Genomic DNA, 22,112 nt, shown 5'->3' on the forward strand with positions numbered 1-22,112 from the left:
TGACCACCCCCCCCAAACCGGGGCAAAACAGACACGGAGGGGGAAAAGGGGGGAAGACAAGAAGCCACCCCATACCAGAAACCAGGGTGGCCCGCGCGCCGCAGGCGCCCGGACCACCAACAACCCCATCCACGGATCGAGGCTAAGGGCAGTGCGACAGCGTTCACCATCACCTGCGGCCTCACCGACCTCAACATGGAGGAGCAGGCCACCTTTCTCGAGCTCGTCACGACCGACCACGAGGGCACTGCCACCCTGTTTGCCACCGTCCACGCCTAAGCAATGGACCCGCTCCGCCCACAGCGCATCTCGGTCACTACCCGGACCGGACCGGACCGGACGGCAGCGGTCCGGCACTGGACGGCGCCGCGCGCGAGCTACTCAAGGCGACCTAACCTACGCCCGCTGCAGAACGTGGAAGCCGAACTGCGTTCGGGCCGAGGATCGCGGCTATCGCAGATCCTGGCCCGCTACCCGGCCGTGAGCGCCCAGGAGATGGACGACTTCGATGAAAAGGCCGATTCCGCGAGCACTCTGATACGGATCCTCCGACCCGGCCGTCACGACGATCGTGGTCGAACACCGAGACCGATTCGCACAAATGGGCAGGCAAAACTTTGATCGTGGCGGACCGGTGGTTCGCCTCCAGCAAGAATGTTCGGGTTGCGGTACAGCGAAAGCCAAGCTGCCCCACTCCGAACGGACCTATGCGTGCACAGCATGCGGACTCGTCCTCGATCGGGACATGAACGCCGCGAAGAACCTCGCCGCACTGGCGAGCACCGGCGAGTTACGCCAGGAGCAGCCCGATGGAACCGGTATCAGACGCGGACGGCCCGCCGCCCGCGCAGTCGGAATCGCCACGGGAAGAGTCCATCCGGACTCAACGCCACCACCGTGAGGTGGCGGCTACCGAGTCAGTGCTCATCAACGAGCACCAAGAGGTAACGGAAGCGAGCAAGCCGATTCTTTCCCCCTTCTTCTTCGTCGTGCTCGTCCGTCCATGGTCGGGTTCGTCGCGCCCGAGTGTGGAATCGAATCAAGCGGGCACTGCCCGTCGTCACCACCAAGGCATCACCACCCCACTGGCTCCGCCAAACCACCCTCCGAGCGCAGGATCACCGGTCCTCATGCACCATGAGATGGCGGCTGTCCTCCCTACCTCCGATACACAGACCATCCGGAAACGGCCGTTTCGGTCGGAATGTCAAGACTTGAGCCCCAGCACGCCTCCGGATCCCCGACGAGGTGCGGTCCGAAATCAGTGCTCGAAACCCGGACCCGTTTCAGAAGGTGAACTGGTCACCGTAGGCGGTGGTCTGCGCGAGCCCCTGGGCGGTGCTCACCGTGGCGGTGACGAAAGGGACGGCCGACACCGGCGAGGCACATTGGGCGACATTGAGCGCGGCGTTGTCGAACGCGATGCGATGCGGGAACGTCGTGGCGGCGTTCAGGCGGGCCGTCTCCGTTCTCGCGATAGTGACCTGGCCTGGTCCCAAGTTCGGGAACACGCCTGCGCCCATGCCCAGAGTCCCGCCGACAGTGGGCCCGAGGCTCACACTCGGGCCGACCGCGGAGCTGGGCGTGCTGACCGAAGGGGAAATTGTGCCGATCAGCCTTTGACTGCGGTCGATGTCGAGGTCGACGCCGCCGTTCACACTGATCCCGCAACCGAGGATGAATCCCGCGACCGCCTGTCCGGAGGTGATCTGGCCGCCGTCCACGGTGACCGAGTAATCGCCCGACATCTGCGCGGCATGCGAGAACGTCATGAGGAAGTTCGGTGTCCGGTTACCGGGCGGGTTCGCCTCGATACTGTCGACCGACGCCGTCACATGCACTCCCCCACCCGAGACCTCTCCGCCAGGCGGCTGGGCGCGGCCGGGTCCGGCGCCACCGGCCCACAGGCCCAGCACGCCCAGATTTGCCGCGACCGTGGCGGCCGCAGTGCTGGTGAACGAACGTCGCATGCCTGGAGCCTTCCGGTTCGCGACGATAGGCAACTCGACAACACAGCAACAAACTCGCACGGGGTACAGACTGACAAGTCTAAGCGGTGACACCGGCCGAGCAGCGTCGCCACAGCAAGGCGTGTCGACCAGGCCAGCCCCCGTCGGACCCAGACGGACCCAGACGGACATCGACACCGAAGCCGCCTCCCGTGTTGATTCACCGAGCCCACGCTCGCATTCGGAAACGATCTTGGGCAAAAGGGATCAATGCATACCGGATGGGGCGCTACCGGGACTTGTCGCGCCGATGATCCTCGACCCCCGACGGCCGCGGCCGGTTGATCTCGTCGAGCGGACATTCGACCACACGGCCGGTGAGGTTGCGCAGCTCGACCTTGTGTCGGGGTTCGAGGAAGTGGAAGTGCGCTGTCAGTGCGGCCGCGTGACCACCCTGGGTTGACGGCTTGGCATCGCGCAGCACCTTGCCGAAAGAAGTGTCCGCGTCGGCGGGCTGAATCTCCCACAGCGGCCGACCGAACCAGTCCTGGATCAGTTCGAGGTGGTTCACGTCTTTGCGCATGGTCGAGTCGACCAGCCGACCGATTGGCCGCGCGAGCATGCAGCCTGACAGCACATCGGTTTCGAAATCGGCGGTCTCGTCCTCGGTCGCCAGTTCCCGCAGGTCCCGCACTGCCGCCAGCGCCAACCCACTCCTGCTGACCTTGACCCGCAGTGAAGGAACGTGTCGGTTGGACCGTAGGTCACTGGGCACCGACACCGTCGGTTCGATGGAGGATTCGGTGCGGCGCCGCCACAGGTGGCCCTGGTCCAGGGCGGATTCAGGGAGCGGGGATCAGTCAGGGGAATCAGGAACTCAACGACTGTTGGTTGGGCCGATATAGGTATGCCTGCGGTAGTTCGGCCGCTGTGCGCCTGCCTGCACTCGTTGAGGATTGGGCCGGTGTCAGTTGTAGGCCGTGCTGCTCAAGGATCGACGTTGCGCCATGCAGAAAACGGGGGTCGTGCACCCGTCCAATGCTGTTCGAGATGTGCCCAGCGCTCGGCCGGCGGGGGTGTCCGGGCTGGATGCGAGTCGTCTCCAGCTGAGCCGGACCAGCAGGTACCAGCCTCAGCGCTGACCGTCCAGCGGCCGAACCGGGCCAGTATCGGCACCAGAATCGCCCATCCACTGCTGCGCGGCACCCTCGGACTCGGGTTGACGACGTTGACGCGCGTTGCCGACCACGGTCGCTTCGAGCACCTCCTGTTGCTGGCCGGCTTGTTCGATCTTCCGGCCGCCGCACTCGCTGCTCCGAAGGGCACCAAGCGCCGCATGGTGCGATTCGAGAAATTCCGGGCGGAATGGTTGTGGCACGACGATCGCGATCCGCAGCAACGGCAGGACTCGGCGTTGCTGTATTTCCATGGCGGCGGGTTCATCTGCGGCGGATTGAACACCCACCGGCGTATGGTCGCCAAGATCGCGCAGGCCAGCGCGATGCCGGCATTCAGTGTCGATTATCGGCAGTTGCCCACGGCGCATCTGACCGAAACGCTCGACGACGCGGTCGAATCGTATCGGTATCTGCTGGAGCAGGGCTTCGGGGCCGAGCGGATCATCGTGTCCGGGGACTCGGCCGGCGGCGGGCTCGCTTTCCGGCTGGCGCTGGCGACTCGTGAGCGGGGGCTGCCGATGCCTGGCGGCATCTCCGCGATCGCACCGTGGGCCGATCTGGACTCGACCGTGCGCGAGGCCCACCCGAATCGGCATCGCGATTCCTATATTCCGGCCCGGGCTTTGACGCTCATCGCACGCCGAGGCTTTGCCGCTGACGGCGAACTCGACCCTGCTTGGTCGCCGGTCAACGGTGATTTCACCGGCCTGCCACCGGTCCTGATCCAGGTCGGCTCCACCGAATGCCTGCTACCCGACTCGCAGATGCTGGCCCGCCGTTGCGCTGAGGCTCGGGTACCGACGCTGCTGCAGATCTGGGACCGCGCCCCGCACGTCCACCACGCTGGCTCGGATCTGCTGTCGGATGCCCGCGCGGCGATCGATCACCTCGGGCAGTTCCACCAGCAGCTGATGACCGGCCGGATTTCATCGACCGCACTTCCCGACGCCAGCTGAATAGGCGGATGATATGGAGCGATACCCCTCACCCGAACGAGCGCCTGAGCAGCAGGCGTCCCGCGCAGGCGAGGAACGGTTCCGGATCATCTTCGACAATGCCGCGATCGCGATCGCCATCGCCGACACCGCGGGCACTGTCCTCGACGCCAACCCCGGCCTGGCCAGCATGATCGGCGTCCCGGTCGAAACACTGCGCGGGACCTCGCTCTATCGGTTCGCCCACCCCCACGACCACGACGAGATCCGCACACTGATTTCCGGCACCCTGATCGCCGCGCGCGACGGCACCGCGAAACTGGAGAAGCGATTCATCCGCACCGACGGCAGCACCGGATGGGCGTCAATCGCCATCACCTACGTGAAAGGATCGGATGGGCAGGCCGACTATCTCCTCGCAGTCGGCCAGGACGTGACCGAGCAGCACCGGCTTCAAGAAGAACTGCACCGGCAGGCGCGCCACGATGTGCTCACCGGCCTGCCCAACCGCCGCCACCTTCTCGAACGGATCGAGGCGCTCACCGCTACGGCCGCCGACCGCGACCGAGTAGGACTGTGTTTCGTCGATCTCGACGGATTCAAACAGATCAACGACCGCTACGGTCACGGAATCGGCGACCAACTCCTCGTCGCTGTCGCTACCCGCCTGCGCGACAGCCTGCCCGCCGGAAAGGGCATGATCGCACGCATCGGGGGCGATGAATTCGTCGTCCTCGTCCCACCGCCGGCCGACGACCTTCGCGTCACCGCCGTTGCCGACCGGCTGCTGTCCGCACTGGCCACCCCGATCGTCATCGGCGAGCACGAACTACGGACCTCGGCCAGCATCGGGGCCATCACAACCGGAGCCGACACCCCCGCCGCGGCCCTGCTCGACGCTGCCGACCGCGCGCTCTACCACGCCAAAACCAGAGGCAAAGACCAGTGGGTACTCCGCGTACTCGACACCCCAGTCAACGAGTGAACACAATTGTGACCCACACTGAACACGACGTACGGGACTGCTGCACGATCAGATGACCCTGCTGCGGCGTAGCGAGAATCGACCGGGACCACCGCTGCACCAAGCTTTGCTGCTGCCAATTAAACAATGGTGAACTCGGGCCTGTTCTGGAAAGGATGGCCACCTTCTTGCCATGCCCAATGCCCGCGGATGCCATCAATGATCGCGCTCGTCAAGGAACGCCAGACGCAGTCTGGGAAGGCCAGCCGGCGTCCGCGCTACCGCCCTGTGCGACGGTACAGCAGGGTAGTCTTTTCATGGTGGCGAATTGCGAGTAACCGATGGTGGACTCTGATTCACTGAAGACGCAACGTGATCTTGGTATTGATGTGGTCACGGAGTTGCGAGCTGTCGGGTTGAAGGACGCGGAGGAGATCGGGCGGGGTGGTTTCGGCGTCGTATACCGCTGCACCCAGCCCAGGCTGGACCGCGCGGTGGCGGTGAAGGTCCTTACCTGCGAACTCGATGAGAATCGGGAACGGTTCTTCCGGGAGCAGCGGGCAATGGGCCGGCTGTCCGGCCACCCGAATATCGTCGACGTGCTGGAAGTGGGTGAAACCGAGTCCGGTCGGCCGTATCTGGTGATGCCGTACCATCCACAGGGTTCGCTGGAGGCGTGGATCCGTCGGAATGGGCTCTTGTCGGTGGAGGGCGTCCTTCGCTTGGGGGTCAAGCTGGCGGGTGCGCTGGAGACCGCGCATCTCGCGGAGATTTTGCATCGGGACGTGAAGCCGGGGAACATTCTGCTCAGCGACTACGGCGAGCCGGCGCTGACCGACTTCGGCATCGCCCACCTCGCCGGGGGTTTCCGGACGGCTACCGGTGCGGTGACCGGTTCGCCGGCGTTCACCGCACCGGAGGTCCTCGAAGGGGATTCACCCAGCCGCGCGTCGGATGTGTACGGGCTGGGTGCGACGTTGTTTTGTGCGTTGACCGGTCACGCCGCGTTCGAGCGCCGCAGTGGCGAGCAGGTGGTAGCGCAGTTTCTGCGGATCACGACCCAGCCGGTCCCGGACCTGCGCGAGCAGGGGATCCCCGACGATGTGTGCGCGGTCATCGAGGCGGCGATGTCCCGCGAGGCACGGGACCGCCCCACGGCCGCGCTGTTCGGTGAGCAGTTGCAGCAGATTCAACAAACTCACGGTTGCGGGGTCGACCAGATGGCGATACGAACCGAACCGGGCGGCGAGCGGGCAGCGGCGACGGCGGCTCCCATGGCGTGGACCGGCGTTCCCGGCCACCGCGGCGTCAGTCGACGCGAAGCTACGGGAAGACTGCCGCGGGAGCTAACCAGTTTCGTGGACCGTCGTGCCCAGCTGGCGGAAATGAAGAACCTACTGTCCGGGTCGTCCCTCATCACGCTGACCGGAATCGGCGGGGTCGGCAAGTCACGGCTCGCGCTGCGGGTCGCCCACAAATCACAGCGGGACTTCGCAGGCGGCATCTGGATGGTCGAACTGGCTGAATTGCGCGATCCGTCGCTGGTGATCGATGTGGTGGCCGCGACCTTCGGTGTGCGGCCCCAGCCCGGCCGGCCGACGCTCGAAGTGCTGGTGGAGTTCCTGTCCACCCGCGAGGTGCTTCTGGTGCTCGACAATTGCGAGCAGCTGATCGAAGCGGTCGCGAAGCTGGCCGAGTCGCTGTTGCAGTCTTGCCCGCAACTGCGGATTCTCGCGACCAGCAGGGAGACCCTGGGAGTCGGAGGAGAGGCGGTGCTGGTGGTGCCGCCGCTGAGGTTCCCCGACCGGAGAGCCGGGCCGTCTGCGCGGGACGCGGCCGGGTACGACGCGATGACGTTGTTCGCCGAGCGAGCCGCGGCGGTGGTGCCGGGCTTCCATGTGGACGAGGACAACCGCGACGGTGTGGCCGGGATCTGTGCGCGGCTGGACGGACTGCCGCTGGCGATCGAGCTGGCCGCTGCGCGGCTGCGCATGATGTCTGTCGAGCAGATCCTGGCGCGGTTAACCGATCGGTTCGCGTTGTTGACCCGGGGTAGTCGGGGTGCGCCGACGCGGCAGCAAACGCTGGCGTGGTGCATCGGCTGGAGCTTTGATCTGTGCGCCCCTGCAGAGCAGCGATTGTGGTGGCGGCTGTCAGTGTTCGCGCAGAGCTTCGAGCTCGACGCCGCCGAGGACGTGTGCGGTGTCGACCTGAGCGGGCCGGAGTTGCTGGATGCGTTGTCCGCGCTCGTGGACAAGTCGATCCTGATCCGAGAGGAAACCGACGGCACGGTGCGTTTCCGGATGCTGGAGACCGTTCAGGAATACGGCATGCAGAAGCTTACCGAGGCCGGCGAGGATGCGGAACTGCGCCGGCGCCACCGGGACTGGTATGAGCGGTTGACGCTGAAGGCGGAGGCGGACTGGGTCAGTCCGCGCCAGCTCGAATGGATCGCCCGGATCGAGCGCGAGCTCCCGAACCTGCGCAAGGCAATGGAGTTCAGCATCTCGAAGCGTGACACATCCGCGGTGCGGACCGTCGCCGCCCTACATATGTCCCTCTCCGCGAGAGGGTTGTACAGCGAGGGCCGCCGCTGGTGCGACCGCGCGCTTGCCAGTACGCCCGACGCGATGGCGCTCGACCGAGCCACGGCCCTCAACATGAGCAGCGTATTCGCCACGACTCTGGGTGATTTTCCGGCCGCCGATGGGTGCTTGGCCGAGTTCGGTGCCCTTGCCGAGCACACAGCCGACCGCGCAGTTGGTGCCAGATTCGCCTACGCTCAGGGGTACACCGCTCTCTGCCGTGGTGATCTGACACTGGCAAGCACCCGGTTGAACGATGCCCTCGAAGCATTCAGCGCCCCCGCGGAGGTCTCGTTCCGATTGAGATCACTAGTCAACCTCGGCTGGACTTATGTCCTACAAGGGGATATGCCGGGGGCCATCGCCTGCTTCGAGCAAGTGCTGGTTGTCTCGGACTCTCGCGGTGAGACGTACTACCGGTTGTTCGCACTGCGGCCGATGGCGTTTGCTCTCTGGCGGCAGGGTGAGCGTGAGCGGGCGGTGCAGCTGTTGGAGGAGTCTCTTCGGTTGGTGCGACGGGTGGCGGATCCGCTCCTCGCGGCGGTCTGTTTGGAGATACTGGCCTGGGTCGTAGCCGAGGGGCACGATGCCCAGCGCGCGGCCGCATTGCTGGGCACCGCTCACCGGCTCGGTCGTGCGACCGACAGCTCCAGCGTCGTAATACCCGGTTTTCTTGTCTATCACGAGGAATGCGAGCGCCGTAGCCGCGACATACTCGGCCAACGCGCGTTCGAGTCCGCCTTCCGCGATGGTGCCGCGATGAGTCTGTCCGCGGCGGTCGACTTCGCGCTCGGTGAGCAGCATCGAGCCATCGCACCAGCAGATCAACAGGCGCATTTGACAAAGCGTGAGCGCGAGGTCGTCGATCTCATCGCCGAGGGATTGACCAACAAGGCGATCGCTGCCCGGCTGGTGATTTCGCAGCGTACAGCGCAAGGGCATGTGGAACACATTCTCACCAAACTGGGATTCACCCGAAGGGCACAAGTCGCGGCCTGGGCGGCAGAACACTCCGACCACAAGCCCGAATAAGCAAATCGAAAGCTGCCCCATCACAACGTCTGAACCCCCGCTAGCGCTGGGGATTTGAAGCCTAAGAATCGGGGTAGGTGACCTAGCTAAGGGATGTCCCGTAAGTCGTTGAGCGGCAACGGGTATCGTTTCTCCGGTGGTGATCTCGGCGACAGATCCGGTGATGGTGGAGTTGTTCTCTGGGCTGCGGCCACGCACGTTCGCTCGCCTGATCACCGGGTTGCGGCGCGAGGGCATCGACCGGCCGTTGCGGGGCCGACCGTGGGGGTTGTGTTTCGAAGACCGGGTGTTACTGGTGGCCACCTACTGGCGGACGAACCTGACGATGCGTCAACTCGCGGCGGTGTTCGGGGTCTCGAAGTCGGCCGCGGCCCGAGTGATCGACGACCTCGGACCGGCGTTGGCGCTGCGGCCTCGGGCCCGGTTCCCGCGTGGCGCGGTGTTGATCGTGGACGGGACCCTGGTCCCGACCCGGGATCACACGCTCGCCGCCCAGAGTAAGAACTACCGGTACTCCACCAACCATCAAGTCGTGATCGACGCCGACACCGAACTCGTCGTCGCGCTCGGAAAGCCGTTACCGGGCAACCGCAACGACCCTCGCGCCTGGACCGAATCCGGTGCCGCCCACGCCTGTCGCAACGCGGTGGTGATCGCTGATGGCGGTTACCAGGGCACCGGTCTGATCATCCCGCACCGCCGGGTGCCCGGTGCCGAGCTACCGGAATGGAAACAGGCTCACAACAAATCCCACCGCAGGGTCCGTGCCCGTATCGAACACGCTTTTGCCCGGATGAAGACCTGGAAGATCCTGCGCGACTGCCGCTTACGCGGCGACGGGGTGGGTGTCGCGATGGCAGGGGTGGCGACACTGGCCAACCTCGCCCACGCCTACTGATTCCCAGTCGGCGGACCGATCGCCGTCACCGACCCACACTTACGGGACATCCCTTAGACAAGTCGAATTGTCGCAGGTCGGAGCACCTTTCGCTCACGGCAAGCAGTGCCGAGATCACCGTGAATGGCCGAGGTTAGGTAATCCGGGTGCCGGATCTTGGATCCGACGGCGAAGCCACCGACGAGTTCGGCGTGCTGGCTGCGCCAGCGGACGTAGGTGCCGATCGCGTCGTCTTGTTCACCATGGCTGCAGTGGTCGGTGCCGTTGAGCGCGAAGTACCGCAGCGCCGCGAACTCGCACTCGATCCGGTTCAACCACAACGAATACGTGGGCAGCAACACCAGCTCGATAGCGTCGACCGAGCACCACACGCGGACCTTCGGCGCGTTAATGGACCGAGTAGCCATCGCAGATCAGATACAGTTCCTGACCCGACCACCGGACCCGCAGAAATTTCAGGAACGCCAGGAACTCAGTCCATCGTTTCCGCTCCCGGATCCGGTCGTACAACTGCCCCGTCCGCAAGTCCAGAGCAGCGAACATATGCCGGACACCCTGGGGCCGGCGGTAGATCACCCACAGCCGACGCCGCCGCCGGGCGGCAAACCAGCCTCGGCCGCCAGCATCACTGCTCACCCGCCGAGGATCAACCCGCCACCCCGGGCGGCGGTTCCAGCACCAACCTTCTCGGACACGGCACTAGGCACTCCGGAAACTCGCTTTCGCCTGTGCTAGTGGTACGCGCGGAGTTGTCCGCTTCGGCGGACGTCGGCAGCGAGAGTAACTTGTGCTTGGCCAGCCCGGCCGAGCAAGGGCTGCGATGAGACTCAAGTCACGAGGCTGAACCGGCAACTCCCGGGTATGTACCGTTGCTCACCTGCGCTGTATCGCATCGACCGCACGGCGCCGGACGGCTCCGACTGGGATGACGAGCGAAGCCGACGGGTCCCGGGCCTCTCACGGCGCCAAGCGGAAGTCTCGGCACGGCGAACTTAGGCCGTCGGTTGCCGACCTTGACGCCTGCAGGGACACTCTGTAGGGTGACATTACACTAAAACTTCAGAGACATATCTGATCGAGAAGCTCCCGCGGATTTGAACTGTCTCATAGGTGAGGGGTGTCACACAGTCGCTGGTAATGGATGAACCCCGATGAACCGTTGGTCATCGCTGGCTTCGGCGCACTTGAGGCAATCAATCACGGGGTGCGACTGGCTTACAGGACGGGAAAAATGGTCAATTCTATCGAGCATGTGAACGAGGCTGAACAGTCCCTATCGGAATTGAGGTCCGACTGTTTGCTTGCGTCAAAATTCCTTGGAAGTACATTCTTGGGTCTCAATCTCATGCTCTTGCGCCACAAGGGTGCGCAGGCTGTAAAAGACCTGCAGGTGATTGAGTTCCAGGATCATCAGGCTGATCATTTCATTGATGGAATGACAAAGCTTGGTATTATCGGGGACCCGCCGGCGGTAGCCGCGGCCAAGTATCACTACTTCTCAAATATTCTGGGCGGTCTCGATGTGGAGTATATCGAGGAGACCCCAAAAAAGGTTTGGCTTCGATATAATGGTCCGAGCGGTATGGGCCTCGGAATGATTCCAGGTGGCGCGTTTCGCAGGTATCTAGGCGGTTCCTGGCACCGTCTGGACGGAAAATTCATGGGCGTTCCGAACCTTGGATGGGTTGCAACAAAGGCGCTCATGGACGGTGACCCGTACGACGAGGGTTACTTCATCGAATACGACCACGAAGTCGACTTCAATGAGCCACTGAAAATCGAACTAGTTGACAGCACGCCCGAGTTCGACCCCAGCAAAGCGCCCCAGCTGGATCCGTCCGTATGGACAGAGGAACGCCGCCTCAAGGTGCTTCGTAGCTACTCTCGCACTTATGTTTTCTCGGCTTTCCGAGCTCTCACCAAGCTCCAGGGCGAGGTTACGGCCAGTTGGCTACTCGAAGAAACAATGAGGCGTATCGCGGTTCAGTACACCCGCGAACTTCGGCAGGACATGGGACTCGAGAGCTCGGGCATCGCATTGGTGAGAGACTTCACTCTCGGTTTGTTGCGCGCATGCGGACAAGAGTTTTCAATTCTTGAGGACAGCGCGAAAGCCTTCTCGATTCGCGTTTCGCCCATTCGTGAATTCAAGGCCGTTTCGTCGGATAGGGTCCACGCTGCCTTGTTCTCATTCTATGCGACTGCGGTGCGTATCCTCGACGGGCATACACGGATTTCGCGGGTCCCCGATGAGGGAAAATCCACGGCAGTATGGCATTTTAAAGACGAGGGCAAATGGCTCTGGTGACATACGAGACTGCACCGCGAGTGCTTGCTATACGGGGAGATCAAGAATTCTCTAGGCGGAACAATATCCGAGTATCATTCCGCTGGCGAGGCAGTGTTTAAATAGGCAGACCCTGCCGTATGGGGCAGGTGGCCTATTCCAGTTGTTTGAACACGCACTTAGTTTTTCTATCGAGGAGTTTCCATGCCCGAGGCCGTGATCGTTGCTGCTGCACGTTCACCGATAGGCCGCGCAAACAAAGGGGCGTTACAGGACGTGCGTCCTGACGACCTCGCGGTGCAGATGGTGCAGGCTGCGTTGGCGCAGGTGCCGGAGCTCGATCCGGCTGACATTGACGACTTGGTACTGGGGTGCGGAAAGCCCGCGGGGGAAGCCGGCTACAACTTGGCGCGGGTTGTCGCGGTGCTGGCCGGCCTGAACTCGGTGCCGGGCACGACGATCAATCGGTTCTGCTCATCGAGTTTGCAGAGCACCCGTATGGCGCTGCACGCGATCAAGGCAGGAGAGGGCGACGTGTTCCTTTCTGCCGGGGTCGAAACGGTCAGCCGATTCTTCAAAGGCAACGCAGACGGCATGCCGGACACCAAGAACCCGATCTTCGCCGACGCGCAGGCGCGTAGTGAGAAGTTGGCTTCCGGCGGTCTGACGTGGACGGATCCTTCCGCAGAAGGTGCACTGCCCGACGTCTATATCGCAATGGGTCAGACTGCCGAGAATGTCGCCCAGTACATGGGTATTACTCGTGAGGAGCAGGACGCATTCGGGGTTCGGTCGCAGAATTTGGCCCAGGCCGCTATCGCGAACGGATTCTGGGCTGACGACATTACTCCAGTAACCCTGTACGACGGCACTATTGTCGCAGCCGACGATGGTCCGCGCACGGGTGTGACGATGGAAACGGTCTCGGCTCTGAAGCCAGTGTTCCGCTCGGACGGAACTGTGACGGCCGGTAACTGCTGTCCGCTCAACGACGGCGCCGCGGCGTTGGTGATCATGTCTGATACGAAGGCGAAGCAGCTCGGCATCACGCCCCTGGCTCGCATCGTCAGTACAGGGGTCAGTGCGCTGTCGCCAGAAATCATGGGCCTTGGCCCGGTGGAGGCATCCAAACAGGCACTCGCCCGTGCCGGATTGACGATCGACGACATCGACCTTGTCGAGATCAACGAGGCTTTCGCGGCCCAGGTCATCCCGTCTGCGCGGGAATTGCAAATCGACTTCGACAAGCTCAACGTCAACGGTGGCGCAATCGCTATCGGTCACCCGTTCGGCATGACCGGCGCACGGATCACCACCACCCTTATTCATGCGCTGCGACACCGTGACCAGCAATTCGGGCTGGAGACAATGTGTGTCGCCGGCGGCCAGGGGATGGCGATGGTTGTGGAGCGGCTGTCGTGACCGGCCGGTTCGCGGGTAAGACCGCGATCGTCACCGGCGCCAGCCGCGGGATCGGACTCGGCATCGCCGAACGGCTGGTGGCCGACGGCGCCAATGTCGTGATCACCGCCCGAAAGCCCGAACCGCTACAGGTGGCGGTTGAGCAATTGGAAGGTCCTGGGCGCGTAATCGGCATAGCTGGTAATGCCGGGGACGAGGAGCACCAAGCCGAAGTCGTCAGCCGGGCCATCGAATATTTCGGCAGCGCCGACCTGTTCGTCAACAACACTGGCATCAACCCGGCATTCGGCCCGATGATCGACGTGGATCTCGATGCAGGCCGCAAGATCGTCGAAGTCAACTGTCTGGCAGCGCTGTCGTGGGCTCAGCAGGTGCACCGGGCGTGGATGTCAGTACATGGCGGTGCGATCGTCAATATTTCCTCGGTGTCGGGTATACGGGCTTCCCCAGGAGTCGGCTTCTATGGTGCCAGCAAGGCGATGCTCACCCACATCACCCAGACATTGGCTGTCGAACTCGGCCCGTCCGTCCGCGTGAATGCGGTGGCACCAGCAGTGGTGAAGACGAAATTCGCCGAGAAACTGTACGAAGGCCGCGAAGACACAGTATCGGCTGCCTACCCGCTGAAACGGCTCGGTGTCCCCGCAGACATCGCCGGGCCTGTGGCCTTCCTGCTGTCCGAAGACGCCTCCTGGATCACCGGGCAACTCCTGGTCGTCGACGGTGGCATCACCCTGACCAGAGGCGCCTGATCTGGGCGCTGAACGAGCCGGCAGGTCGCTGTGCTCGCAACTTGACTATTCGATCATCAGGAGTGAACCAATGAGTACTGTCCGTACCGCTATCGTCACAGGTGCCGCCCGAGGCATCGGCGCGGCCGTGGCGAAGCGACTCGCCGCGGACGGCTTCGCCGTCGCGGTCTTGGACTTGGACGAGCCCGCGGCCAAATTGGTTGCCGAGGCGATCGAGACTTCGGGCGGCCATGCGCTCGCAGTGGGTGTCGACATCAGCGATGAGTCGGGCGTCAAAGCGGCAGTTCAGCGAATCGGCGAGGAGTTGGGTGAGCCGACGGTGCTGGTCAACAACGCCGGCATCATCCGCGACAATCTGCTGTTCAAGATGAGCGTCGACGACTGGGACGCAGTGATGAACGTGCATCTGCGGGGCTCCTTCTTGATGTCGCGTGAAGTGCAGGCATACATGACCAAGTCCGGTTGGGGCCGCATCGTGAACCTGTCCAGCACCTCTGCGCTGGGGAACAAGGGTCAGGCCAACTACGCTTCTGCCAAGGCAGGCCTGCAGGGCTTCACCAAGACTCTGGCCCTCGAGTTGGGCAAGTTCGGTGTGACCGTCAACGCGATTGCGCCGGGATTCATCGAGACCGAGATGACCGCCGCCACTGCGCAACGGATGGGCGTCCCGTTCGAGGAATTCAAGAAGGCGCGTGCGGCACAGATTCCGGTCGCCCGCACCGGCGTGCCGAACGATATCGCGCATGCGGTGTCGTTCTTCGTCAGCGAGGACGCGGGTTTCGTATCCGGGCAGGTTCTATATGTGGCTGGAGGGCCGCGGGCATGAGAACATTCGATGGGCTCGACGACCTACGGCGAGCAGTGGGAACCACACTCGGATACTCGGCCTGGCACACGGTCACCCAAGAGCAGATCAACACTTTCGCCGAGGCGACAGGTGACGACCAATGGATCCATATCGATCCGCAGCGTGCGGCGGCAGGCGGATTCGGTGGCACGATCGCCCATGGCTATCTGACGTTGTCGCTGCTACCGATGCTGGTGCGGCAGGTCTACCAGGTCGATGGCCTGAAGATGGGCGTCAACTACGGCATCAACAAGGTCCGCTTCCCAGCCCCGGTACCCGTCGACTCCAAGCTACGCGCACTGGTCGAACTGCTGTCGCTAGAACCCGCACCCGGCGGGCACCGGGCGGTCTCGCACGTCACCGTCGAGAGAGAGGGCAGCGACAAGCCTGTCTGCGTCGCGGAGACCCTGAGCCTGCTGGTGCAGTGATGAACAACGAGCTGTCACCAACGGAAGGCGCAACACGAATGACCGAGGGCCAACTGACCCTGGAAGAACTGCGGCGACGGGTCGAGGAGTTCCTGGCCGACCACGCCCCTTCCGCGACAGAGCGGACGGAGTTCCTGCGTGCCCGCTATGACGCCGGACTCGCCTGGGTACACTTCCCGGCCGGGCAAGGCGGGCTGGGATTGCCACAGGCCTGGCAGTCCGAGGTGAACACAGCCTTCGACCAGGCAGGTGCACCGGATAACAACCCACGGGCCAATGCCATCGGTCTCGGGATGGCGGCCCCAACAATCCTCGCGTTCGGGACCGAGCAGCAGAAGGAACGCTTTCTGCGACCGTTGTGGACCGGTGAAGAGACTTGGTGCCAGTTGTTCAGTGAACCGGGCGCCGGCTCCGACCTGGCAGGGCTGTCCACTCGCGCGATGCGCGACGGCGAGGACTGGGTCATCAACGGGCAGAAGGTATGGACATCGGTGGCACACCGCGCCCGGTTCGCCATCCTCATCGCCCGCACTGACCCCGAGCTGCCCAAACATCGGGGCCTCACCTATTTCGTGTGTGACATGACCGCACCGGGAGTCGAGGTGCGGCCGCTGCGGCAGATCACCGGGGAAGCGGAGTTCAACGAAGTCTTCCTCAACGACGTGCGCATCCCGGACACCCAACGCCTGGGAGAAATCGGTCAGGGCTGGCAAGTGGCCACCGCCACGCTGAACAACGAACGGGTCGCCATCAGCGGCAAAACATCAGGCCGTGGAGAGGGCCTGATCGGGGTGGTCGCCAAGACCTGGCGCGACCACCCCGAGCGGCGCACCCCCGAACTACATGATCGGCTGCTGCGGCTGTGGGTGGAGGCGGAGGTTGCCCGGCTGACCGGACAGCGGATGCGGCAGAAGCTCGCCCAAGGCCAGCCCGGACCGGAAGGCGCCGCCATGAAGCTCACCTTCGCTCGACTGAACCAGCAACTTTCCGGACTGGAACTGGAAATGTTGGGCGACGACGGCCTTCGCTACTCGGACTGGACCATGGTCCGGCCCGACCGCGTCGATTTCGCCGGCCGCGACGCGGGCTACCGATACCTGCGCGCCAAGGGCAACTCCATCGAAGGCGGCACCTCGGAAATCCTGCGCAATATCGTCGCCGAAAGGGTGCTCGGGCTGCCTGCGGAACCCCGCGTCGACAAGGACGTCCCGTGGAAGGATCTCGCCAAATGAGCGACCTCGACCTGCTCTACACCGACATCGAGGATGCCCTGCGGTCCTCGATTCGAGACCTACTCGCCGATCGTTGCGCCCCCGATTCTGTCACTGCCCTGTACGACGGCGACCGCTCGATAGTCGACGGACTGTGGAAGGCGCTCGCCGTCGACATCGGCGTGGCCGGATTGCTGGTACCCGAGGACCGCGGCGGGCTGGGCGCGTCCGCCCGGGAGGCTGCAGTCGTCCTCGAAGAACTTGGCCGCGCAGTGGCCCCACTGCCGTTCCTCACCAGTGCAGTCGTTGCGACGACAGCGCTGGCCGACACCGACGGCGAACTGATCGGTCAGCTGGCAACAGGCGAGCGCACCGCTGCACTGCTTGTGCCGCTGTCCACGGCTCCGAGCGGGGTCCTTCCGACGGTGAGTGTGCTCGGGGGGAAGTTGTCGGGCACGGTGACCAGTGTCGCGGGTGTGCTCGAGGCCGACACTCTGCTGGTGCCGGCAGCGACTGCCGACGGCATGGCCCTCTATAGCGTCCCCGCGGCCGATGCTCTCCTGGCTCAGGTCGTCTCGCTGGACATGACCCGGCAGCTTGCTGACGTCACACTCGACGACACGGCCGCGACACTGCTTATCGAAGACGCTGAACCCGCTATACGGCGAGCGCTGCAGGCAGGGGCGGCGCTGCTCGCCTCCGAGCAGGTTGGCCTCGGACGGTGGTGTCTGGATACGACCCTCGGTTATCTCAAGCAGCGTCGGCAATTCGGGCGAGTTGTCGGCGGCTTCCAGGCGCTCAAACACCGTCTCGCAGACCTTGCCACGAGCCTGGACTGCGCGACCGCTGCGGCCCGCTACGCCGCGGCGACATTGGCCGCGGACGACCCTGACTGTGCGATTGCGGCCGCAATCGCACAGGCTTACTGCAGCGACTTCGCGGTGACCGCCGCCGAAGAGGCGGTACAGCTACACGGCGGAATCGGCATGACCTGGGAATATCCGGTGCACCTTTACCTGAAGCGTGCAAAGGCCGACCAAATCACCTTCGGCACCAGCGGCTCACACCGTGCACAACTGGCACAGCTTGTCAACCTGCCTACCCCAGGTTGAGCGCGCGCACCCGATTGCGGTACGGCGCGCACAGCGAGCGACTCCCCCGTTCCGGATCCATGGCTGAACAGGCCAAAAGATTCGGAACGGGGCCGAGACATGCGCTACAAGTCAGCGCCGAATGCACTACCCAATCGGCGATGCCCGTCAGCGGACCATTGCTCGAGGGGCCATCGGTATGCGCCGCTATCCCAACAGTGATCGGACTTCCCTCGAGAATGAAAGCAGATGCTCCTGCGCGGCGGCCCGAGCGGCGTCTTGGTCGCCATCGCAGATGGCTCGCACGACAGCGCGCTGATCGCAGGAGTGCGAGGTGCGTTCAGGCAACCGATTCAGGCAATAATGCCAGATACGCAGGGCAAGGTTGGCGTACTGGTTCAGCGTCGATTCGAGAAAAGGATTGCGCGCAGCGGCGTAAATGGCCCGATGAATCTCGGTATCGATGGACATGACATCGACCGGATCGTCGGCGGCCTCCATCTCGTCCAGCAACGTTTCGAGCCTGAGCAGGTCATCCTCAGAAGCGCGTTGCGCGGCCAGGGACGCGGCAAGGCCTTCCAATTCGAGGCGGGCTTCTGTGAGCCACCGTTCGTCGCTGATATTGATTTCCGCCGCGAACGTCCCCCGACGGGGATAGATAACCGCCAGGCTTTCCAACCCGAGCCGTTTGAGCGCTTCCCTCACGGGAGTGAGGCCCACCCCAAGCTCCTTGGCCAGCCTGTCTTCATCAAGCGGCTCACCGGGTGCTATCGACACCGTGACGATCCGATCGCGGATCTCCAGGTAAGCCTTGTCCGCCAAACGGATTCCTGGCTCTTTCCGCTGTCTCCCGTGAAGCGTCTCAAAGGATTGACTCATACGTACAGCTTACACTAGCATTGCTGAGACATTTCAGTGCAATATTTCATCGGAGCGTTGAATGCCTCAACTTTCGGAGACGAACCCCTCTCGCGGTCGTCGGCGTCTTCTCGGAACCGGGGAACACGTTGCACCGCAACACTATTCACCTGCAGTACAGTTCGGCGAGTTGATATGGACGAGCGGTCAGCTGCCGGTCGGGGCGGACGGCTCCACGCCGACAGAATTCCCCCAGCAAGTGGAGCTGACCCTGGACAACCTGGAACGCACTCTGCAAGCCTGCGGCGCGAGCCTGGCAACGGTCATCAAGGTGACGGTCTATTTGGCCGATATCAACGATCTCAATGCCCTCAACGAGGTCTATGCCCGTCGGTTCGCGCCTCACGGCGCCCCTGCCCGCACGACTGTGCAGGTGGCGGCCTTTCGCGGGACGAAACGAATCGAACTCGACGCGGTGGCGCACCGTGAGGCCGCCACCGAAGACGCGGAGTCGATCCATGGCTGATCAAACTGGTTCGGACGATCGGACCTGCTGCCAGAACCACCATGGAGCCGATGTCGATCGGAGCCAACGATGAAGATTACGGTGATCGGCGCCGGGGTCGTCGGCCTGTGCACCGCGTTCGAGTTGGCCGAGCGAGGCGCTGAGGTCACTGTGGTTGACGCAGGTGCTGCGGGTCGAGGCGCATCTGCGGGCAACGCGGGCTGGATAACCCCTTTCCTGTCGACACCTCGGGCAGCACCCGGAGTGGTCGGCGATGCCGCGCGAAACCTCCTCCGGCCCGGTGGTCCAGCACGAATTCATCCCCACCCCACCGCGAGTTTCCTGTCGTGGACAGCAGGGTTCCTGCGCGCGAGCCGACCGGGCCCGAATCAGCACGCGACGAAGGCCCTGCAGCGGTTGGCCGCGACGGCCGTAGGCGCAGTGGATGCCCTAGCCGAGCGAGGTGTTGCGTTCGAGCATCATCGCGACGGGCTGGCCGTCGTGGCGTTGACCGACGCGACCCTGACTGCCTACCAGTTGCTCCACTCCCGGATGACCGACTACGGCTATACCGGCACTGCGTGCTTGGTGCGGGGTCGTGATGTGCGTGAGTTCGATCCGGCGATCCGCGAAGGTGTTGCTGGAGTGTTGCATCTGGTCGACGAGCGGCATGTCCGGCCGGAAAGCCTCGGTGCAGGGTTGGTTGCCGCACTGCAGGTGCGCGGTGTTGTCGTCAAGGAGCGCAGCGCCGTCTCTCGGATCCGCGCGTCGGTCACCGGTGGTACGGCCCGCGAATGGGTGGTAACTCTCGCCGACGGTGCGGAGATCGTCTCCGGGGCCGTCGTCGTTGCCGCCGCATATTCCTCGCGCTCGCTGCTCCGCTCCCTCGGGGTCGATCTGCCGATGGAAGTCGCGCGCGGCACCAGCCTGACAGCCGTTGGGGAGGGCACAGCGCCCCGGCATCCGCTCAAGCTAGCCGAGCACATGGTCGCCTGTTCTCCGTTCGATTCGGCCGTGCGCTTGTCCGGCACCTTCGATCTTGGCGCCCGCTCCACACGACTGAGCCGGCGCCGATTGGATGCCGTCATCTCCGGTGGTCTGCGTTACCTGCACGACTGGCGACCTACCACAGTGGAATCCCAGTGGGTCGGTCACCGCCCGACCTCTCCAGACGACCTCCCCGTCATCGGAGCAGTCCCCGGCCATCCGGGACTGTTCGTCAATACCGGGCACGGGACCCTCGGCATCACGCTCGGTCCCACCAGCGGCGCCCTGTTGGCCGACGAAATCATTTCCAGTCGCTGCCAGGACCTGCTGGCTCCGTTCAGGATCACACGATTTCACCAGGCCAAGCAACCGAAGCTCGTCAAGTGAGGAGAAATAAGATGCCATTCGGACCAGTTCAGCATCTGGCCGGCACCGTCCGCGGCCCGAAGCCACACAACGAGCCGGTACGCGATTACCAGCCAGGATCCACCGAAGCGCTCGAGCTCGGCAAGGAATTGACCCGAGTTGCTGGCCAGACCCGGGATATCCCGATCGTCATTAACGGCGTAGAGGTGCAGGGACGGCCGACCAGCGAGATCCGGTCGCCCCACAACCACGCGAACGTCCTGGGAAACCTGGCAGTGGCAGAGCAGAGCGACGTACGATCGGCGATCGACGCGGCCATGCTGGCACGGCACGACTGGTCGCGAACCCCTTGGTGGGACCGGTTGAGTGTATTCCTGCGCGCCGCCGAACTCGTCTCCGGCAAGTATCGCGACGAACTCAACGCAACGACTATGCAAGGACAGTCGAAGACCTTCCACCAGGCCGAGATCGACTCGGCCTGTGAGCTCGCCGACTACCTGCGATTCAACTGCTTCTGGGCAGCGGAGATCTTCAGTGACCAGCCCGCCTCGATTGGAGGCGAATGGAACTACGCCGACCAGCGCGGACTTGAGGGGTTTGTGCTCGCGCTGACACCGTTCAATTTCACGGCGATCGCGGGGAACCTCCCGGCTACCGCAGCCATGATGGGCAATACCGTGGTGTGGAAGCCCTCGGAAAAGTCCGCTCTCAGCAGCGATGTCGTCCGGCGGGTGTTCGAAGAAGCCGGGATCCCGCCGGGGGTGATCAACACCGTACACGGGTCCGGCCGGATGATCTCCGATATTGCCGCGGCCGACGATCGTCTCGCCGGGCTGAGCTTCACCGGCTCCACCACGGTCTTCCGTCAGCTATGGCACAAGGTCGCCGACAACATCGACCACTACCGCAGCTACCCGCGACTGGTGGGCGAGACCGGGGGCAAGAACGCCGTCGTGGCACATCCCTCCGCAGACCCCTCCGCACTACTCACTGGGCTTGTGCGGGGAGCCTTCGAATACCAGGGGCAGAAATGCTCGGCGGCCTCCCGTGCCTACATTCCGCGTAGCCTGTGGCATGCGATCAAGGAACCGCTGATCGAGTTGGTCGAGGCCCTGCCGGTCGGTGACGTCACTGAGCACGAAACCTTCCTCGGGGCCGTCATCGACCAGGAGGCCTACCAACGCCTGGACGACGCGATCAAACGGGCCAATGCGCTCGACTCCCATACGCTGATTGCCGGCGGCCGCACCGCAAGCGAGGAGGGATGGTTCGTCCATCCCACAGTCTTCCAAACCGAGGACCCGCATGCCTTCACCATGACCGAGGAGTTCTTCGGCCCCCTGCTGACGGTCTTCGTCTACGACGATTCCGACTGGAACACGGTACTCGAGCTCGTCGACTCCACCGGCTTCTACGGACTGTCCGCGTCGATCTATGCCACTGACAGAACAGCGATTGCCGAGGCGCTCGGTCAACTTCGCGATGCCGCAGGATATGTCGCAGTCAACGACAAACCCGCTGGTGCCGTGATCGGCCAACAGGCCTTCGGTGGAGGGCGCGCATCCGGAACCAACGACAAGGTCGGCTCCCCACTGGCACTGCAGCGCTGGGTCAGCGGCAGATTCATCAAGGAGAACCTTAATCCTGCGACCAGTTGGCGCTACCCGTACATGGGCTCATAGCGCCAGCCCAATCAGCTAGAAGTCTGAACAAACTTGTTTTGGGGTGGTGGGGGGGGGGGGGAGGAACCCCAAAAAAAAGGTTGGGGGTGGGGGGGGGGGGGGGTGTGTTTTGGGTGGGGGGTTTGGGTCCCGTGT

19 protein-coding genes are annotated in these 22,112 nt (G+C 63.8%); 15 read left to right on the plus strand and 4 right to left on the minus strand.

Annotated features, from left to right (window positions below; all coding sequences use genetic code 11):
* Window positions 1–601 precede the first annotated feature (601 nt).
* Complete coding sequence (locus ACFXN1_RS45805) at window positions 602–901, plus strand: zinc ribbon domain-containing protein (RefSeq protein ID WP_379446236.1); 300 nt, start codon at window positions 602–604, stop codon at window positions 899–901.
* A 385-nt stretch (window positions 902–1,286) separates the two neighbouring features.
* Here the strand turns inward: ACFXN1_RS45805 and ACFXN1_RS45810 are convergent, their stop codons facing one another.
* Window positions 1,287–1,970 (minus strand): MspA family porin, encoded by a 684-nt coding sequence (locus ACFXN1_RS45810; RefSeq protein ID WP_379446235.1) that lies wholly within the window; start codon window positions 1,968–1,970, stop codon window positions 1,287–1,289.
* A gap of 268 nt (window positions 1,971–2,238) precedes the next feature.
* A complete protein-coding gene (locus ACFXN1_RS45815) occupies window positions 2,239–2,658 on the minus strand; it encodes a hypothetical protein (protein WP_379446234.1) in 420 nt (139 codons plus the stop codon).
* A gap of 519 nt (window positions 2,659–3,177) precedes the next feature.
* Between ACFXN1_RS45815 and ACFXN1_RS45820 the strand changes: the two genes are divergently transcribed.
* From ACFXN1_RS45820 to ACFXN1_RS45835, 4 genes are all read left to right on the plus strand, one after another.
* On the plus strand, window positions 3,178–4,083 hold the full coding sequence (locus ACFXN1_RS45820) for an alpha/beta hydrolase (protein ID WP_379446233.1): 906 nt from the start codon (window positions 3,178–3,180) through the stop codon (window positions 4,081–4,083).
* A 13-nt stretch (window positions 4,084–4,096) separates the two neighbouring features.
* Window positions 4,097–5,047 carry a diguanylate cyclase domain-containing protein gene (locus ACFXN1_RS45825; protein ID WP_379446232.1) on the plus strand — a complete coding sequence of 317 codons (951 nt, stop codon included), beginning with the start codon at window positions 4,097–4,099 and terminating at the stop codon, window positions 5,045–5,047.
* Window positions 5,048–5,367: 320 nt separating this feature from the next.
* Window positions 5,368–8,643 (plus strand): protein kinase, encoded by a 3,276-nt coding sequence (locus ACFXN1_RS45830; RefSeq protein ID WP_379446231.1) that lies wholly within the window; start codon window positions 5,368–5,370, stop codon window positions 8,641–8,643.
* A gap of 163 nt (window positions 8,644–8,806) precedes the next feature.
* Entirely contained in the window at window positions 8,807–9,541 is a 735-nt protein-coding gene (locus ACFXN1_RS45835; protein WP_379463970.1) for a transposase, read from the plus strand.
* Between the two features lie 53 nt (window positions 9,542–9,594).
* On the opposite strand, the gene ACFXN1_RS45840 is transcribed toward ACFXN1_RS45835, so the two are convergent.
* Entirely contained in the window at window positions 9,595–9,948 is a 354-nt protein-coding gene (locus tag ACFXN1_RS45840; protein ID WP_379445938.1) for a hypothetical protein, read from the minus strand.
* A 734-nt stretch (window positions 9,949–10,682) separates the two neighbouring features.
* Between ACFXN1_RS45840 and ACFXN1_RS45845 the strand changes: the two genes are divergently transcribed.
* The 7 genes from ACFXN1_RS45845 (at window position 10,683) to ACFXN1_RS45875 (ending at window position 17,600) form a co-directional block, all read left to right on the plus strand.
* Window positions 10,683–11,849 carry a hypothetical protein gene (locus ACFXN1_RS45845; protein ID WP_379445939.1) on the plus strand — a complete coding sequence of 389 codons (1,167 nt, stop codon included), beginning with the start codon at window positions 10,683–10,685 and terminating at the stop codon, window positions 11,847–11,849.
* 183 nt (window positions 11,850–12,032) lie between these two features.
* A complete protein-coding gene (locus tag ACFXN1_RS45850) occupies window positions 12,033–13,250 on the plus strand; it encodes an acetyl-CoA C-acetyltransferase (RefSeq protein ID WP_379445940.1) in 1,218 nt (405 codons plus the stop codon).
* Window positions 13,247–14,002 carry an SDR family oxidoreductase gene (locus ACFXN1_RS45855; RefSeq protein ID WP_379445941.1) on the plus strand — a complete coding sequence of 252 codons (756 nt, stop codon included), beginning with the start codon at window positions 13,247–13,249 and terminating at the stop codon, window positions 14,000–14,002. The genes ACFXN1_RS45850 and ACFXN1_RS45855 overlap by 4 nt, the downstream gene beginning before the upstream one ends.
* Window positions 14,003–14,072: 70 nt before the next feature.
* Entirely contained in the window at window positions 14,073–14,828 is a 756-nt protein-coding gene (gene fabG / locus ACFXN1_RS45860) for a 3-oxoacyl-ACP reductase FabG (protein ID WP_379445942.1), read from the plus strand.
* Window positions 14,825–15,277, plus strand: a complete 453-nt coding sequence (locus tag ACFXN1_RS45865) for a MaoC family dehydratase (RefSeq protein ID WP_379445943.1) — start codon at window positions 14,825–14,827, stop codon at window positions 15,275–15,277. The genes fabG and ACFXN1_RS45865 overlap by 4 nt, the downstream gene beginning before the upstream one ends.
* A 38-nt stretch (window positions 15,278–15,315) precedes the next feature.
* On the plus strand, window positions 15,316–16,509 hold the full coding sequence (locus tag ACFXN1_RS45870) for an acyl-CoA dehydrogenase family protein (protein ID WP_379445944.1): 1,194 nt from the start codon (window positions 15,316–15,318) through the stop codon (window positions 16,507–16,509).
* Window positions 16,506–17,600: an acyl-CoA dehydrogenase family protein gene (locus tag ACFXN1_RS45875; RefSeq protein ID WP_379445945.1), complete on the plus strand. Its 1,095-nt coding sequence runs from the start codon at window positions 16,506–16,508 to the stop codon at window positions 17,598–17,600. Before ACFXN1_RS45870 ends, ACFXN1_RS45875 begins: the two co-directional genes overlap by 4 nt.
* A gap of 186 nt (window positions 17,601–17,786) precedes the next feature.
* Here ACFXN1_RS45875 and ACFXN1_RS45880 read toward each other — a convergent pair whose 3' ends face one another.
* Entirely contained in the window at window positions 17,787–18,401 is a 615-nt protein-coding gene (locus tag ACFXN1_RS45880) for a GntR family transcriptional regulator (protein ID WP_379405325.1), read from the minus strand.
* A gap of 118 nt (window positions 18,402–18,519) precedes the next feature.
* Here ACFXN1_RS45880 and ACFXN1_RS45885 point away from each other — a divergent pair, with 118 nt between their 5' ends.
* From ACFXN1_RS45885 to pruA, 3 genes are all read left to right on the plus strand, one after another.
* A complete protein-coding gene (locus tag ACFXN1_RS45885; RefSeq protein WP_379445947.1) occupies window positions 18,520–18,963 on the plus strand; it encodes a RidA family protein in 444 nt (147 codons plus the stop codon).
* A 69-nt stretch (window positions 18,964–19,032) separates the two neighbouring features.
* A complete protein-coding gene (locus ACFXN1_RS45890; protein WP_379405329.1) occupies window positions 19,033–20,316 on the plus strand; it encodes an NAD(P)/FAD-dependent oxidoreductase in 1,284 nt (427 codons plus the stop codon).
* Between the two features lie 11 nt (window positions 20,317–20,327).
* Window positions 20,328–21,977 (plus strand): L-glutamate gamma-semialdehyde dehydrogenase, encoded by a 1,650-nt coding sequence (gene pruA / locus ACFXN1_RS45895; protein ID WP_379445948.1) that lies wholly within the window; start codon window positions 20,328–20,330, stop codon window positions 21,975–21,977.
* The last annotated feature ends 135 nt before the right edge of the window (window positions 21,978–22,112 follow it).

Source organism: Nocardia sp. NPDC059154, assembly GCF_042755705.1.
In the GTDB taxonomy this organism is placed as follows: domain Bacteria; phylum Actinomycetota; class Actinomycetes; order Mycobacteriales; family Mycobacteriaceae; genus Nocardia.

Excerpts from the sequence above, each read along its gene's own strand:
- ACFXN1_RS45810 (WP_379446235.1), bottom strand. The coding sequence starts at position 1,970 with ATGCGACGTTCGTTCACCAGCACTGCGGCCGCCACGGTCGCGGCAAAT.
- ACFXN1_RS45825 (WP_379446232.1), top strand. The coding sequence starts at position 4,097 with ATGGAGCGATACCCCTCACCCGAACGAGCGCCTGAGCAGCAGGCGTCC.
- ACFXN1_RS45890 (WP_379405329.1), top strand. The coding sequence starts at position 19,033 with ATGAAGATTACGGTGATCGGCGCCGGGGTCGTCGGCCTGTGCACCGCG.
- pruA (WP_379445948.1), top strand. The coding sequence starts at position 20,328 with ATGCCATTCGGACCAGTTCAGCATCTGGCCGGCACCGTCCGCGGCCCG.
- ACFXN1_RS45845 (WP_379445939.1), top strand. The coding sequence starts at position 10,683 with ATGAACCCCGATGAACCGTTGGTCATCGCTGGCTTCGGCGCACTTGAG.
- ACFXN1_RS45835 (WP_379463970.1), top strand. The coding sequence starts at position 8,807 with ATGGTGGAGTTGTTCTCTGGGCTGCGGCCACGCACGTTCGCTCGCCTG.
- ACFXN1_RS45885 (WP_379445947.1), top strand. The coding sequence starts at position 18,520 with ATGCCTCAACTTTCGGAGACGAACCCCTCTCGCGGTCGTCGGCGTCTT.
- ACFXN1_RS45850 (WP_379445940.1), top strand. The coding sequence starts at position 12,033 with ATGCCCGAGGCCGTGATCGTTGCTGCTGCACGTTCACCGATAGGCCGC.
- ACFXN1_RS45875 (WP_379445945.1), top strand. The coding sequence starts at position 16,506 with ATGAGCGACCTCGACCTGCTCTACACCGACATCGAGGATGCCCTGCGG.
- fabG (WP_379445942.1), top strand. The coding sequence starts at position 14,073 with ATGAGTACTGTCCGTACCGCTATCGTCACAGGTGCCGCCCGAGGCATC.
- ACFXN1_RS45870 (WP_379445944.1), top strand. The coding sequence starts at position 15,316 with ATGACCGAGGGCCAACTGACCCTGGAAGAACTGCGGCGACGGGTCGAG.
- ACFXN1_RS45830 (WP_379446231.1), top strand. The coding sequence starts at position 5,368 with ATGGTGGACTCTGATTCACTGAAGACGCAACGTGATCTTGGTATTGAT.
- ACFXN1_RS45805 (WP_379446236.1), top strand. The coding sequence starts at position 602 with ATGGGCAGGCAAAACTTTGATCGTGGCGGACCGGTGGTTCGCCTCCAG.
- ACFXN1_RS45865 (WP_379445943.1), top strand. The coding sequence starts at position 14,825 with ATGAGAACATTCGATGGGCTCGACGACCTACGGCGAGCAGTGGGAACC.
- ACFXN1_RS45840 (WP_379445938.1), bottom strand. The coding sequence starts at position 9,948 with ATGGCTACTCGGTCCATTAACGCGCCGAAGGTCCGCGTGTGGTGCTCG.